The sequence below is a fragment of the Ectothiorhodospira variabilis genome, assembly GCF_022227625.1.
Lineage (GTDB): Bacteria > Pseudomonadota > Gammaproteobacteria > Ectothiorhodospirales > Ectothiorhodospiraceae > Ectothiorhodospira > Ectothiorhodospira haloalkaliphila.
This window is the reverse complement of the sequence record NZ_JAJNAO010000002.1, coordinates 174,864-189,285: the sequence shown is the minus strand read 5'-3', so window position 1 is coordinate 189,285 and position 14,422 is coordinate 174,864. Positions and strand designations below refer to the sequence as shown.

Annotated in this window: 17 protein-coding genes; 11 read left to right on the top strand and 6 right to left on the bottom strand. The window is 65.0% G+C overall.

The window, feature by feature from the left end; all coding sequences use genetic code 11:
• Positions 1-18: 18 nt before the first annotated feature.
• The 6 genes from LPW30_RS03505 to LPW30_RS03480 all read right to left on the bottom strand — a co-directional run bounded on the left by LPW30_RS03505 (position 19) and on the right by LPW30_RS03480 (position 5,040).
• Positions 19-1,518, bottom strand: coding sequence for an RNA polymerase factor sigma-54 (locus LPW30_RS03505; RefSeq protein WP_239680088.1), 1,500 nt, complete (start codon positions 1,516-1,518; stop codon positions 19-21).
• A 166-nt stretch (positions 1,519-1,684) separates the two neighbouring features.
• The gene (gene lptB / locus LPW30_RS03500) at positions 1,685-2,410 is read right to left on the bottom strand and encodes an LPS export ABC transporter ATP-binding protein (protein ID WP_025280573.1); all 726 of its coding nucleotides are present in this window, start codon (positions 2,408-2,410) and stop codon (positions 1,685-1,687) included.
• The gene (gene lptA, locus LPW30_RS03495; RefSeq protein WP_238623714.1) at positions 2,407-2,877 is read right to left on the bottom strand and encodes a lipopolysaccharide transport periplasmic protein LptA; all 471 of its coding nucleotides are present in this window, start codon (positions 2,875-2,877) and stop codon (positions 2,407-2,409) included. The genes lptB and lptA overlap by 4 nt, the downstream gene beginning before the upstream one ends.
• A gap of 55 nt (positions 2,878-2,932) precedes the next feature.
• Positions 2,933-3,505: an LPS export ABC transporter periplasmic protein LptC gene (lptC, locus tag LPW30_RS03490; protein WP_238623713.1), complete on the bottom strand. Its 573-nt coding sequence runs from the start codon at positions 3,503-3,505 to the stop codon at positions 2,933-2,935.
• Positions 3,502-4,029, bottom strand: coding sequence for a 3-deoxy-manno-octulosonate-8-phosphatase KdsC (gene kdsC / locus LPW30_RS03485; RefSeq protein WP_239680087.1), 528 nt, complete (start codon positions 4,027-4,029; stop codon positions 3,502-3,504). The genes lptC and kdsC overlap by 4 nt, the downstream gene beginning before the upstream one ends.
• Before the next feature lie 33 nt (positions 4,030-4,062).
• Positions 4,063-5,040, bottom strand: coding sequence for a KpsF/GutQ family sugar-phosphate isomerase (locus LPW30_RS03480; RefSeq protein WP_025280577.1), 978 nt, complete (start codon positions 5,038-5,040; stop codon positions 4,063-4,065).
• Between the two features lie 38 nt (positions 5,041-5,078).
• Here LPW30_RS03480 and LPW30_RS03475 point away from each other — a divergent pair, with 38 nt between their 5' ends.
• From LPW30_RS03475 to hisC, 11 genes are all read left to right on the top strand, one after another.
• Positions 5,079-5,711 (top strand): DUF72 domain-containing protein, encoded by a 633-nt coding sequence (locus tag LPW30_RS03475; RefSeq protein ID WP_239680086.1) that lies wholly within the window; start codon positions 5,079-5,081, stop codon positions 5,709-5,711.
• 54 nt (positions 5,712-5,765) lie between these two features.
• Positions 5,766-6,611, top strand: a complete 846-nt coding sequence (locus LPW30_RS03470) for an ATP-binding cassette domain-containing protein (protein WP_238623879.1) — start codon at positions 5,766-5,768, stop codon at positions 6,609-6,611.
• Complete coding sequence (gene mlaE, locus LPW30_RS03465; RefSeq protein WP_203225295.1) at positions 6,611-7,390, top strand: lipid asymmetry maintenance ABC transporter permease subunit MlaE; 780 nt, start codon at positions 6,611-6,613, stop codon at positions 7,388-7,390. The genes LPW30_RS03470 and mlaE overlap by 1 nt, the downstream gene beginning before the upstream one ends.
• Before the next feature lie 15 nt (positions 7,391-7,405).
• Complete coding sequence (gene mlaD, locus LPW30_RS03460; RefSeq protein ID WP_025280581.1) at positions 7,406-7,864, top strand: outer membrane lipid asymmetry maintenance protein MlaD; 459 nt, start codon at positions 7,406-7,408, stop codon at positions 7,862-7,864.
• 83 nt (positions 7,865-7,947) lie between these two features.
• The gene (locus LPW30_RS03455; RefSeq protein ID WP_025280582.1) at positions 7,948-8,601 is read left to right on the top strand and encodes an MlaC/ttg2D family ABC transporter substrate-binding protein; all 654 of its coding nucleotides are present in this window, start codon (positions 7,948-7,950) and stop codon (positions 8,599-8,601) included.
• Positions 8,598-8,906 carry an STAS domain-containing protein gene (locus LPW30_RS03450; RefSeq protein WP_238623710.1) on the top strand — a complete coding sequence of 103 codons (309 nt, stop codon included), beginning with the start codon at positions 8,598-8,600 and terminating at the stop codon, positions 8,904-8,906. The genes LPW30_RS03455 and LPW30_RS03450 overlap by 4 nt, the downstream gene beginning before the upstream one ends.
• A gap of 30 nt (positions 8,907-8,936) precedes the next feature.
• A complete protein-coding gene (murA, locus tag LPW30_RS03445; RefSeq protein WP_238623709.1) occupies positions 8,937-10,196 on the top strand; it encodes a UDP-N-acetylglucosamine 1-carboxyvinyltransferase in 1,260 nt (419 codons plus the stop codon).
• A gap of 4 nt (positions 10,197-10,200) precedes the next feature.
• Positions 10,201-10,842 (top strand): ATP phosphoribosyltransferase, encoded by a 642-nt coding sequence (hisG, locus tag LPW30_RS03440; protein WP_238623708.1) that lies wholly within the window; start codon positions 10,201-10,203, stop codon positions 10,840-10,842.
• Positions 10,843-10,925: 83 nt separating this feature from the next.
• Positions 10,926-11,987, top strand: coding sequence for a 3-deoxy-7-phosphoheptulonate synthase (locus tag LPW30_RS03435; protein ID WP_025280586.1), 1,062 nt, complete (start codon positions 10,926-10,928; stop codon positions 11,985-11,987).
• A 14-nt stretch (positions 11,988-12,001) separates the two neighbouring features.
• Positions 12,002-13,315 (top strand): histidinol dehydrogenase, encoded by a 1,314-nt coding sequence (gene hisD / locus LPW30_RS03430; RefSeq protein ID WP_239680085.1) that lies wholly within the window; start codon positions 12,002-12,004, stop codon positions 13,313-13,315.
• Complete coding sequence (gene hisC / locus LPW30_RS03425; RefSeq protein WP_238623706.1) at positions 13,312-14,397, top strand: histidinol-phosphate transaminase; 1,086 nt, start codon at positions 13,312-13,314, stop codon at positions 14,395-14,397. Before hisD ends, hisC begins: the two co-directional genes overlap by 4 nt.
• The last annotated feature ends 25 nt before the right edge of the window (positions 14,398-14,422 follow it).

Sequence of the window (14,422 nt, the reverse complement as noted above, 5' to 3'; positions counted from 1 at the left end):
CGGCTGCGTGGGTTTGCTTCAAACGAGCCGCTTGCGTTCGTTGGATGGCGGAATGGACATGGCCTCACGGTACTTGGCGACCGTGCGTCGTGCCACATGAATGCCGCGATCCACCAGGACCTGGGCGATCTTGCTGTCACTCATGGGTTTGCCCTGGGGCTCCTCGGCAACCAGCTTGCGGATCATGGCGCGTATCGCGGTGGCTGAACACTCACCGCCGTCGGCCGTGCCCACGTGGCTGGAAAAGAAATACTTGAATTCGTAGATGCCCCGGGGGGTATGCATGAATTTTTGGGTGGTCACCCGGGAGATGGTGGACTCATGCATCTCTAGTTGCTCGGCGATATCGCGCAGCACCAGGGGTTTCATGGCCTCGTCACCGTATTCCAGGAAGGCACGCTGGTGCTCCACGATGGCTGTGCCCACCCGCAGCAGCGTTTCGTTGCGGCTTTGCAGGCTCTTGATGAACCAGCGTGCCTCCTGGAGGCTGTTGCGCATGTAGGTGTTGTCCTGGCTGGAATCGGCGCGGCGCACGAAACTGGCATACAGGGGGTTCACCCGCAAGCGCGGCGCGATTTCCGGGTTGAGCTCCACCTGCCAGCGGCCTTCGCGCTTGCGCACGAACACATCAGGGATGATGTATTCGGGCGAACTGCTGCTGATGAGCCCGCCCGGGCGCGGGTTCAGTGTCTGGATCAGGGCGATCACCTGCTGCAACTCGCCATCATCCAGCCCCAGGCGCCGCTGCACGCCCTTGTAGTCACGCGCACCCAGGGCATCCAGGTGTTCGCGGGCCAGGGCGCGGGCCTCGGCCAGCCAGGGGGTGTCCTCCGGGAACTGAGCCAGTTGCAGGGTCAGGCACTCGGCCAGGTCACGTGCGCCCACGCCCACCGGGTCCAGGTGCTGAACCATGTTCAGTACGGCTTCCACCTCATCCAGTTCCAGGTCCATTTCCCGGTCCGTGGCCAGGGTTGCATGGATCTGCTCGATGGGTTCGGCCAGATAGCCGTCTTCGTTAATGGAATCGATGATGGTCAAGGCAATGGCCCGGTCACGCTCACTCATGGACGACAGGTGCACTTGCCACATGAGGTGTTCATGCAGGCTTTCCGAGGGGCCGGTCTGGTTCTCGAAAAGGTCTCGCCCGTCGTGGTCCGACTGTCCGGCGCTGGAAGGGGGCACATCGTAGATGTCGTCCCAGTTGCTGTCCACCGGTAATTCGTCGGGGATCTGCTCCTGACTGCCGTCGGCGTTGCCTTCCGTCTCGGCGGCGGCCTCCGCTGCTTCTGCTGCCTCGGAGGTTTCGGCCTGCTCCTGCTCGCGAGGCTCCTCGCTGGCGGTCTCCTGATCGGCCTCCGTGCCCTCCACGGCCTCGAGCATGGGGTTGGTTTCCAGGGTCTCCTGGATCTGGGCCTGCAATTCCAGCGTCGAGAGCTGCAGCAGGCGAATGGCCTGCTGCAGCTGGGGGGTCATGGTCAGGTTTTGACCCAGCCGGAGCTGGACGGACGGTTTCAACATAGCACGATGTGCGCCATCGGGCCGGGGCCCGGGTCTTTGATGCCTGATGATGAAGGCGGGGGCAGGCCCCCGGCGTAAATGATGCTTTCAGGGGAGATTATACGGTGTGCCAGCAAAAATGGGACCCATGTCCCGAAAACCGCATGCTGAACGGGGGGGCTTGGCTTCACAGGCGGAAGTTCTCCCCCAGATAGACGCGGCGGACCTGCGGGTCGGCCAGTACGTCTTCCGGCGCGCCCTGGCTGATGATGTGCCCGCCACTGAGGATGTAGGCCCGGTTGCAGATGCCCAGGGTCTCGCGCACGTTGTGGTCGGTGATCAGTACGCCGATGTTCCGTGACGTGAGATGGGTGATGATCCGCTGGATCTCGATCACCGAGATGGGGTCCACGCCGGCGAAGGGTTCGTCCAGAAGGATGAAGGCCGGTTCGGTGGCCAGGGCACGGGCGATCTCCACGCGCCGTCGTTCGCCACCGGAGAGACTGACCCCGGCGTTGTCGCGGATGTGCTGGATCTGGAACTCCTCCAGCAGGGATTCCATCTTCTCCAGGCGCTGGGCCTTGTTGAGGTCGCGGCGGACCTCCAGCACGGCCATGATGTTGTCTGCCACGGAGAGCTTGCGGAATACCGAGGGCTCCTGGGGCAGATAGCCCACGCCCATGCGGGCCCTCGCGTGCATCGGCAGTCGGGTGATGTCGCGGCCATCCAGACGGATCTGGCCTTCGTCGCAGGGTACCAGGCCCACGATCATGTAGAAGCAGGTGGTCTTGCCGGCGCCATTGGGGCCCAGCAGGCCCACCACCTCACCGCTGTTGATGTGGATGGAGGCGCCGTCCACGGGTTTGACTGCCCGGTAACGCTTGACCAGCTTGTCGGTCTCCAGGCGGCTCATGGGGTGTCGCCGTCCTCCGGCCGGGAGCGAGAACGATCCCGGGGTGCGAAGATGGCCTCCACCCGGCCTGTGTCGCCGGTGCTGGCTTCAAGGGTGGCGGCCTCCAGGTTATAGACGATGCTGCTGCCGCGGAATTCGTCATCCCCCTGCCATACCCGGGCCTCGCCGGTGAGCACCACCCGCGGTCCATCCGGAAAGAACTCCATGCGTCGTGCCTCGGCGCGAACCTCACGGTTGGATTCATCCCGTGTGGTCAGGGTGGCCAGGCGCCCTTCTGAGACCATGCGCTGGAGTTGCCGCTGGGGGGCATGCACCGTCACCTCGTCGCCCGTGATGACGGTATCGCCCTGGGTGATGGTGACGTTGCCCCGGTAAATACTCACCCCCCGCTGATCGTCCAGGCTGGCGCGATCCGCCTCGATGCGGATGGGCAGGTCGGGGTCGTGCTGGCCCTGTGCAACAGGCATACATGACAGCAAAACGGCCAATAGCAGCCCCGCCACAAACGGACTCGTGGGGATGTCAGTGCGGAACATAGGTGCCTCTCACCTGACTCTCAAGTTCCAGGGTATCCCGGGTCAGATCCAAAGTCATGCCCACTCCCTCCGCCTCCCGATGAGTGCTCACCATGCGGGCCAGTGCATCGGTTTGTGCCTGGCGGGGCAGGGTCCACACCGTGACATCCCGGCTGGTGATGGTGATGGGGGGGTGATCAGGGGCCTCGGGGCGGTCCAGACGCACGTTGCCCAGCAGTTGCACTTCGTCGCCGGCGGGTGAAATCCAGCCGTGTTCGGAACGCAGGGTCCAGTCGGGAGCAGGGGGGTGTTCCATGATCAGCACCGGGGCCTCCACATGACTGGAACGGTCCGCCTGGCGCTGCTCCAGTCGGGCGCCGGAGAGCCGGTACTTGAGGTTGCCGGACTCGTCCATGCTCCAGACCACGAAATCCTCGGCAAAGAACTGATTGGCCTCGGGATCTATCTGGGTGGTCGGCACGACGCGTCGTTCCTGGGCATTCTCGGCGAGCCAGAAGCCGACCACGGCCACCAGGGTGAGTGCCAGGATCAGCAGCAGTCCTGAAAGGCGGCGACTCATTCCAGGTAGGGGGCCAGGGCGGCCTGCAGGTTGTCCTGGGCCTCCAGTATGAACTCGCAGGCCTCACGCACCGCTCCACGGCCGCCGCCTGTCCGGGTGATGTAGTGGGCATGCTCGCGCACCAGGGGGTGGGCATCGGCCACGGCAATGGCCATGACGACGCGACGCATCACGGGCAGATCCACCACGTCGTCCCCCATGTAGGCAGCATGTTCGATACCCACACCAGCCGCCTCCAGCAATCCACCCAGGGCATCCAGCTTGTCGCGACGGCCCTGGACGATGTGCTGGATGCCCAGGTCACGGCAGCGGTGTTCCACCACCTGAGAGCGTCGCCCGGTGAGGATGCCGATCTGAACGCCGCTGTCGGCCAGCATGCGGATGCCATGACCATCACGGCTGTTGAAGGCCTTGTACTGCTGGCCATCGTCCCCCAGGTAGAGGTTGCCATCGGTGAGCACGCCGTCCACGTCAAGGATGAGGAAGCGCACGTCGCGGGCACGTTGTCTTGGCGTATCATTCATGGGGCAAGGATACCACGGGGCCGTCGTACCACTTCAGACCACGCCGGCGCGCAGCAGGTCATGCATGTTCAGGGCTCCCACCAGGTGCTGGCCCACGTCCACCACCGGCAGGGCGCTGATCTTGTGGTCCTCCATCACCTTGAGGGCCTCGGCTGCCAGCATGCCCGACTGCACCGTCTTGCACTGGCGGGTCATGACATCACCGATGCACGTGCCACGGATGTCGATGCCTCGGTCCAGGGTGCGGCGCAGGTCGCCGTCGGTATACACGCCGATCAGGTTGCGGTGCTCGTCCACCACCGCGGTCATTCCCAGGCCCTGGCGGGTGATCTCCATGAGGGCGTCGGTCAGTGGGGCATCGGCCCGCACCAGGGGTATGCGTTCACCCGTGTGCATGATATCCCCCACATGCAGCAGCAGGCGCCGCCCCAGGCGACCACCGGGGTGGGAGCGGGCAAAGTCATCGGCGGTGAAGCCCCGGGCCTCCAGCATGGCCACAGCCAGTGCATCACCCATGGCCAGGGTGGCGGTGGTGCTGGAGGTGGGGGCCAGGCCCAGGGGGCAGGCCTCCGCGGCGACGCTCACATCCAGGTGCACGTTGGCCTCCCGGGCCAGCGTGGAACGCGGATTGCCGGTCAGGGCGATCAGGGGGACGCCCAGGCGGCGGATCAATGGCAGGATGGTGAGGAGTTCATCGGTCTCCCCGGAATTGGACAGGGCCAGCGCCGTATCCCCGGTGGTGATCATGCCCAGATCGCCGTGGCTGGCCTCGCCCGGATGGACGAAGAAGGCCGGGGTGCCGGTGCTGGCCAGGGTGGCGGCGATCTTGCCGCCCACATGGCCGGATTTTCCCATGCCGGTGACCACCACACGCCCGGTGCAGGCCAGCATGTACTCGCAGGCACGGACAAAGCGTTCATCCAGGCGGGGGATGAGATCGCGGATACCCTGAGCCTCGTTCTCCAGGACGGCCCGGGCCATGTCCAAAGTCTTGTCGGGATTGAGCTTCATCGGCGAAACACTACCTCAAGGCGGGAGCGGATTAAACAATGGGACAAGGCAAGTCTTTCCACCTCACGCTGGGTGCCCGTGACTGGGAGCACCCGGCGTGGGTGGCGCAATTCTACCCCCAGGACATGCCGGCGTCCTGGCGTCTGTGCTTTTACGCCAACGAGTTCTCTGCGGTCCTCGTGCCTGCACAGCGCTGGCAAGGCACAGAGGTGTCGGATTGGCGGGGCTGGCTCGGCGAGGTGCGGGAGGACTTCCGGTTTTATCTGGAACTGGCGGACCCCGGGGGAGTGGATGTGGAGCACCTGGGACGCCTGCGGGAGACCCTGGGGCCCCAATTGGCGGGCCTCGTGGTGCCCGAGGCCACGCGCGTGCCCATGGAGGGGGGAGGAGGCACCGCGGCCATGGGCCCGTGGCCGGATGGCCTGCCTTGTTACTCGGCCAGTGCCCCGGCGACACATGCCCGCTTGTGGACGGGGCCGGACACGCAGGCGCCTTGCGGGCCGGTGGGGCGGGTGGTCCTGCCATCAGGGGCGCACCCGCGTGTCCTGCGTGACCATCTGGAGGCGTTCGCTCGGTGCTCGCAAGGCCGCTCGGGCGTGTTGTTCCTGGATGCCCCGCCCGCCGTCATGGGGCAAACCGTCACCCTGGCCGGCTTGCTGGGGTTCACTTGACAGCCCCGGCGCTCCGACAGATCATGATCGCGGCTCGATTGATATTCGACGATCATTACCCTGCCAAGGAACGTCCCTATTTCCCCCATCCCCGATAAAACCCCCTGGATCGAGATCCGCGATGTGCATTTTGCCCGCGGTGACCGCAAGATCTTTGATGGGCTGGATATCACCATCCCCCGGGGGCAGGTGACGGCCATCATGGGTCCCAGCGGCACGGGCAAGACCACCCTGCTGCGGCTGATCGGCGGCCAGCTCAAGCCCGACCGGGGGCAGGTGCTCGTGGAAGGGCAGGACGTGCATCGGCTTTCCCTGCGGGAGCTTTACCGCCTGCGGCGGCGTATGGGCATGCTGTTCCAGAGCGGGGCGCTGCTCACCGATCTCAATGTCTTCGACAACGTGGCCTTCCCCATCCGCGAGAATACCCGCCTGCCCGAGCCGGTGGTGCGTAATCTGGTGCTGATGAAGCTGGAGGCCGTGGGATTGCGCGGCGCCTGGGCCCTGCAGCCCAGCGAACTCTCCGGCGGCATGGCCCGGCGCGTGGCCCTGGCGCGGGCCATCGCCCTGGATCCGCTGTTGATGATGTACGACGAGCCCTTCACGGGCCTCGATCCCATCACCATGGCCGTGATCGTGTCGTTGATCCGACGCCTGAACGATGCCCTGGGCATGACCAGCATCGTGGTCTCCCACGATGTGGCGGAGGCCAATTCCATCGCCGACTGGGTGTATCTCATCTCCGACGGCCGGGTGGTGGACCAGGGGTCGCCGTCGCAACTGCAGCGGGAGGCCTCGGACTGGTCGCGTCAGTTTCTGGAGGGGCTGCCCGATGGGCCGGTGCCGTTCCATTACCCGGCGCCGGACTATCTGGATGATCTGATGACGGGTGGACGATCCTGATGGGCGCATTCCAGCGGCTGGGACAATGGAGTCTGGGAGTGCTCGAGCGCCTTGGGCGTGGTCATCTGTTCCTGTTCCGTACCCTGCTGGCCCTGGGGCCGCTGGCGATGCGGCCCCGGCTGCTGATCCGCGAACTCTATTCGGTGGGCGTGCTGTCCTTGCTCATCATTGTGGTGTCAGGGCTGTTCGTGGGCATGGTGCTCGGGTACCAGGGCTATATCACCCTGGTGGACTTCGGTGCCGCCGAGATCCTGGGTGCGGTGGTGGCGCTGTCGCTGGTGCGGGAACTGGGGCCGGTGGTCACGGCATTGCTGTTTGCCGGCCGGGCCGGTTCGGCCCTCACTGCAGAGATCGGCCTGATGAAGGCCACCGAACAGCTCTCCAGCATGGAGATGATGGCGGTGGATCCCTACAAGCGGGTGATCGCGCCGCGTTTTCTGGCGGCGGTGATCTCCCTGCCCCTGCTGGCGGCCATCTTCAGTGCCGTGGGGGTGATGGGCGGATATTTCATCGGTGTGGGCCTGCTGGGCGTGGACTCGGGGTCCTATTGGTCGCAGATGCAGGCCAGTGTGGATCTGTTCGAGGATGTGATGAACGGTGTCATCAAGAGCATGGTCTTTGGTTTGGTGGCCGCCTGGATTGCCGTCTACGAGGGCTATGACTGTGCGCCCACGTCGGAGGGCGTGAGCCGGGCCACCACCCGCACCGTGGTGCATACCGCATTGGCCGTACTGGCCCTGGACTTTATTCTCACCGGACTGATGTTCGGTGACCTCTGATAACGGGACGGCAAGATGACGACACGCTGGATCGAAATCACCGTGGGCATCTTCGTGGCCCTGGGGCTGGCAGGCCTTTTCATGCTGGCGCTGCAGGTGAGCAACCTGGGTGAATACCGCGGTGGCGAAGGCTATGAGGTGCATGCCCATTTCAATAACATCGGCGGGCTCAAGGTGCGCGCCCCGGTGACCATCTCCGGCGTGCGTGTGGGTCGGGTCACGGATATTCGCTACGATCCCCAGCGTTACCAGGCGCGGGTGACCATGAATATCTCCGCTGCGCATGATTATCTGCCCACCGACACGCAGGCCAGCATCTATACCGCCGGTTTGCTGGGAGAGCAGTACATCGCTCTGGAGCCTGGTGGGGAGGAAGAGGTGCTGGCGGATGGCGACACCATCCTGTTCACCCAATCGGCGGTGGTGCTTGAGGAATTGATCGGGCGCATGCTGGTCAACATGACCAGTGATTAAGCCGTAAGGATTCGCCCGGCCCATTCAGCCCCGGTTCATGCCCCGGGGCGCAGCATCGCAGAACCATCGAACCGGAGTCCGTCATGAAGTCGTTCTTTCATTTACTGCTAGCCGCCCTGCTGGTCGTGGCCACCTCGATGTCCGTCGCCCAGGCCTCCCTGCCCGACAAGGACCCGGTCGACCTGGTCAGGAATACGGCCGACAAGGTCCTGGAAAAACTGCGCGAGGACCCGGAGCGGACCCGCGAGGATCCTGAATTCCTGTTCGAACTGGTGGATGACATCATCCTGCCGCTGATCGACTGGCAGGGCATGTCGCGGCTGATCCTGGCCCGCCACTGGCGCACTGCCGAGCCCGAGCAGCGGGAGCGGTTCGTGAGGGCCTTCCGCAACATGCTGGTACGCACCTACACCCTGCAGATGGCCGAGCACAAGGACAAGGACATCCGCGTACTGCCTCACCGCAGTTTCACCGATGACCGCATGGCCTCGGTGGCCAGCGAGATCGTCATGGGCCAGGGGCGCTCCAACATCAGCGTGAATTACAGCCTGCGCCCCGTGGACGGGGAATGGAAGGTCTTCGACCTGACCGTGGAGGGCCTGAGCTTCGTGACCAACTTCCGCACCAATTTCGGGGCCGAGGTGGATCGTCACGGCCTGGATGCCCTGATAGAGCGCCTGGAGGAGGGTGATGAGTCCCTCATCGAGGAGGCCATCGAGGCGGGGCAGGAACAGTGACCGAGGCCCGCCTGGAATCCGGTGATCAAGGCATGCGTCTGGTGGGGGAGCTCACCCAACAGACCGTGCCAGATCTCTGGGCCGAGTCCCGGAAACGCTTCAAGGAGGGGCAGGGCGGCTGCCGGGTGGATCTGTCCGGGGTGACCCGGACCGATTCCGCGGGGGTGGCCCTGCTGGTGGAGTGGATGCGTCTGTGCGGTGGTCCGGAGGGAGGGCTGCGGTTCGTGGGTGTGCCGGATCGCATGTGGGACCTGATCCGTCTCAGTGACCTGGATGGCGTGATGCCCCTGGAGCGGGACGACTGACGGCCGGATTTCCGCTATCATCCCACCCCCATGGACAAACTCATCATCAGCGGTGGCGGCCCTCTTAAGGGCGACGTGCGTATTTCCGGCGCCAAGAACGCGGTGCTGCCCATCCTGGCGGCCACGCTCCTGGCCGACGGGCCCATGACCATCGGCAACGTCCCGCATTTGCAGGACGTGACCACCACCATGGAGTTGCTCGGACGGATGGGCGTGACGCTCACCGTGGACGAGCGCATGCGCATCGAGGTGAACCCCGACACTCTTCGCGAATGCGTGGCGCCGTATGAGCTGGTGCGCACCATGCGCGCCTCCATCCTGGTACTGGGGCCCCTGCTGGCCCGGCATGGCGAGGCGGAAGTCTCCCTGCCTGGCGGTTGCGCCATTGGCTCGCGTCCGGTGAACATCCATCTGGAGGGGCTGGCGGCCATGGGGGCCGATATCCAGGTGGAGGGGGGCTACATCCGTGCCCGGGCGCGTCGCCTCAAGGGAGCGAAGCTGGTGCTGGACACGGTGACCGTGACCGGCACCGAAAACCTGCTCATGGCGGCCACCCTGGCCGAGGGCACCACGATCATCGAAAATGCCGCCCGGGAGCCGGAGATCATCGACCTGGCCAACTGCCTGAATGCCATGGGTGCCCAGGTGAGCGGTGCCGGCACCGATACCCTGATCATCGAGGGTGTGACCTCGCTCAGGGGGTGCGCCTATGACGTGCTGCCGGACCGCATCGAGACCGGGACCTTCCTGGTGGCCGGGGCCATCACCGGCGGCCAGGTGCGAACCCGCAACACCGAGCCCAAGACCCTGGACGCCGTGCTGGTGAAGCTGGAAGAGGCCGGGGCGGAGCTGGATGTGGGTCAGGACTGGATCAGCCTGGACATGAAGGGTCGACGCCCGCGGGCCGTGAGTCTGCGCACGGCGCCCTATCCGGCCTTTCCCACCGACATGCAGGCCCAGTTCGTGGCCCTGAATACCGTGGCGGAAGGTACGGCCACCATCACCGAGACGGTGTTCGAGAACCGCTTCATGCATGCCCTGGAGATGCAGCGCATGGGAGCGGACATCCGCATCGAGGGCAATACTGCCGTCATCCGCGGCGTACCGCGCCTCAAGGGGGCCCCGGTGATGGCTACGGACCTGCGCGCCTCGGCCAGCCTGATCCTGGCGGGCCTGGTGGGCGACGGCGACACCTTGGTGGATCGCATTTATCACATTGATCGCGGCTATGAGTGCATCGAGGAGAAGCTGTCCCAGCTTGGTGCCATCATTCGCCGCGTGCCCGGATGATTTCATGCCTGAACAGACATTGACCATCGCCCTGTCCAAGGGGCGCATCTACAAGGACACCCTCCCTTTGCTGGCCCAGGCCGGCATCGAGCCGGTGGACGATCCGGAGACCAGCCGCAAGCTCATCCTGGATACCAATCACCCGGATGTGAAGGTGGTGGTGATTCGTGCCACCGATGTCCCCACCTATGTGCAGTACGGAGCCGCCGATGTGGGCGTCTCCGGCAAGGATGTGCTCATGGAGCATGGCGGGGAGGGCATCTACGAGCCCTTGGACCTGCGCATTGCCCGCTGCCGTTTGATGGTGGCCGGACGCCCGGGGGCGACACAACGGGCCGGGCGCCTGCGGGTGGCCACCAAGTTCGTCAACACCACGCGCCGTTATTACGCTGAGCAGGGGCGGCAGGTGGAGATCATCAAGCTTTATGGCTCCATGGAGCTGGCGCCCCTGGTGGGTCTGGCCGATTGCATCGTGGACCTGGTGGACACCGGAAATACGCTGCGCGCCAATGGTCTGGAACCGCTGGAGCATATTGCCGACATCAGCTCCCGCCTGATCGTCAACAAGGCCTCGATGAAGATGAAGTCCGCTCGCGTCAAGGCGCTGATCCAGTCCATGGATACGGCGGTTTCTCAGGCGGCGTGAGCCTCCACCCGGGTGAAGTCGATGCCCGTGACTCAGCCAGGGAAGATCCTCCTCAGACTCGACACGCATTGCCCAAGGTACCCATGCAGCACCCCACCGACGACCTGAAGATCATCAATATCCGCGAGGCCCTGCCACCACGGCAGTTGCACGAGGAGTTGCCCATCAACGAGGCAGCCGCCACCACGGTCTACGAAGCCCGCCAGGCGATTCAGGGCATCCTGCAGGGCACGGATGACCGTCTTCTCGTGATTGCGGGCCCCTGCTCCATCCACGATGTGGAGGCAGGGAAGGATTATGCGCGGCGGCTGAAGGCCCTGCGGGACGAGCTGTCCCGCGACCTGGTGGTCATCATGCGCGTGTATTTCGAGAAGCCGCGCACCGTGGTGGGCTGGAAGGGCCTGATCAACGACCCCAACCTGGACGGCAGCTTCGAGATCAATAAGGGGCTGCGCCTGGCCCGGGGGCTGTTGCTGGACCTGGCCCGGGAGGGCATGCCGGCGGCCACGGAATACCTGGACCTGATCAGCCCCCAGTATGTCTCCGATCTGGTGGCGTGGGGCGCCATCGGCGCGCGCACCACCGAGAGTCAGGTGCACCGGGAACTGGCCTCTGGCCTGTCCTGTCCGGTGGGGTTCAAGAACAGCACCGATGGCAGCCTGCAGGTGGCCATCGACGCCATCCGCTCGGCCTCCAAGCCGCATCACTTCCTCTCCGTGACCAAGGCGGGTCACTCGGCAATCTTCTCCACAGCCGGCAATCCCGATTGCCACATCATCCTGCGCGGTGGGCGCAAACCCAATTACGATGCCAAGAGCCTGGACGAGGCGGCCGAGGCCCTTGGGGATGCCGGTCTGCCGGCTCACATGATGATTGATTGCAGCCATGGCAACAGCCGCAAGGACCCGGCAAAGCAGGTGGACGTGGCCCATTCAGTGGCCCGGCAGGTGGCCAGCGGCGATCGGCGCATCATGGGTGTTATGCTGGAGAGCCACCTGGTGGCTGGACGGCAGGATCTGGTTGCCGACAAGCCCCTCGTTTATGGGCAGAGCATTACGGACGCCTGCATGAACTGGGACGATACCATCCCCGTGTTGAGGGACCTGGCCGCAGGTGTGCGGGAGCGCCGTTCCAAGGCGTCGTAGCTGGAGATATCGTCATGCCAAAGATCAATCGACTGGATTCCACACAGACCGACTTCATGGCCCGGCTCGACGAGCTGCTGGCCTGGGAAGGGGTCTCCGATGAGGCCGTGACCCGCGCCGTCACCGACATCCTGGCAGACGTGCGCCAGCGTGGCGATGCGGCGGTGCTGGAATACACCGCCCGTTTCGATCGCCTGGAGTGCCACGACCTGCATGAACTGGAAATTCCCCAGATGCGCCTGGCCCGGGCACTGGAGACCATTCCTCAGGAACAGCGTGAGGCCCTGGAGCGCGCCGCCGATCGCGTGCGCAGCTATGCCGAACACCAGAAGATGTCTGATTGGTGCTACACCGAGGCCGATGGCACGATGCTGGGGCAGAAGGTCACGCCCCTGGACCGGGTGGGCCTGTACGTGCCCGGCGGCAAGGCCGCCTATCCCTCGTCGGTGATCATGAACGCCGTGCCCGCCAAGGTGGCCGGAGTGCCCGAGGTGATCATGGTGGTGCCTACCCCGGACGGCGTGGTGAACGACCTGGTGCTGGCGGCGGCGTCTGTAGCCGGTGTTGATCGGGTGTTCGCCATCGGCGGCGCCCAGGCGGTGGCCGCTCTGGCCTATGGCACCCAGACGGTGCCACCGGTGGACAAGATCGTCGGGCCCGGCAACATCTATGTGGCCACCGCCAAGCGCATGGTCTTCGGTACCGTGGGCATCGACATGGTGGCCGGTCCCTCGGAAATTCTGGTGGTCTGCGATGGCAAGACCGACCCGCGCTGGATCGCTGCTGACCTGTTCTCCCAGGCGGAGCATGACGAGGATGCCCAGGCCATGCTGGTCAGTCCGGATGGTGCCTTTCTGGATGGGGTGGCCGCTGCCATGGACGAGCTGCTCACCGAGATGCCGCGGGCCGGGATCATTCGCACCTCCCTGGCGGACCGGGGGGCACTGATCCAGGTGCGGGACATGGAGGAGGCGGTGCAGGTGGCCAACCACATTGCACCGGAGCACCTTGAACTGTCGGTGGCAGATCCCGAGACCCTGGTGCCGGGTATTCGTCATGCGGGCGCCATCTTCATGGGACGTCACACGGCCGAGGCGGTGGGGGATTACTGCGCCGGCCCCAACCATGTGCTGCCCACCTCGCGCACGGCCCGCTTTTCCTCGCCACTGGGGGTGTATGACTTCCAGAAGCGTTCCAGCCTGATCCAGTGCTCTCCGGCGGGCGCTGCCGATCTGGGCCGCACGGCCTCGGTTCTGGCCCGGGGCGAGGGCCTGGTCGCCCATGCGCGTTCCGCGGAATACCGCCAGGACCCGGATGCCCAGCCATGACCATGGCCACGCCTGCGGACCTTGTTCGGCCACAGATTCGGGAACTGTCTGCTTATCCCGTGCCCTCGTCCCAGGGACTGGTTAAGCTGGACGCCATGGAAAACCCCTACGAATGGCCCGCATCACTGCAATCAGCCTGGGCTGAGCGCCTGTCCCGGGTGGCCATGAACCGCTATCCCGATCCTCAGGGCACACGTCTGACCCTGACGCTGCGCCGGGTGATGCAGGTGCCCGATACGGCGCGATTGATGCTGGGCAATGGCTCGGACGAATTGATCCAGATCCTGCTCATGGCCGTGGCTGCTCCGGGGCGCGTGATCATGGCCCCAGAGCCGGGTTTCGTCATGTATCGCATGATCTCCCGCTGGCTGGGCCTGGAGTTCGTGGGTGTCCCCCTCAATGAGGACTTCTCCCTGGACATGCCCGCCATGGAGCGGGCCCTGGACACCCATCAACCCGCGGTGGTCTTCCTGGCCTATCCCAATAACCCCACCGGTAACCGCTGGTCGCGGCAGGACGTGGAGTCGCTGATTGCCCGTGCACCGGGGCTGGTGGTCGTGGACGAGGCCTATGGCCCCTTTGCCGATGACAGCTTTCTGGCCGACCTGGATCGGTATGAGCGCCTGCTGGTGATGCGGACCGTGTCCAAGCTGGGCCTGGCCGGTCTGCGACTGGGGTATCTGTGCGGCCCTGCGCCCTGGATGGACGAGTTGGAGAAGGTGCGTCTGCCCTACAACGTGAACGTGCTCACCCAGGTGGCGGCGGAATTCGCTCTGGACCATCACGAGGTGCTGGACGAGCAGGCGGCAGCCATTCGCCGGGATCGCGAGGTCCTGCACCAATCGCTGGGGTCGATATCGGGGGTCAAGCCGTTCCCCAGTGAGGCCAACTTCGTCCTTTTCCGGGTGCCGCGAGGCAAGGGGCGAGTGGTGTTCGAGGGTATCCGGGATCGCGGCGTGCTCATCAAGGACCTCTCCGGCCAGGGTGGCCTGCTTGCCGATTGCCTGCGCGTGACGGTGGGCACGCCCGCGGAGAATCAGCAGTTCCTGGAGGCCCTGAAAGGCGCACTCGCCACCGCCTGAAGCGACAGAGGATTGTGTGGGCGGC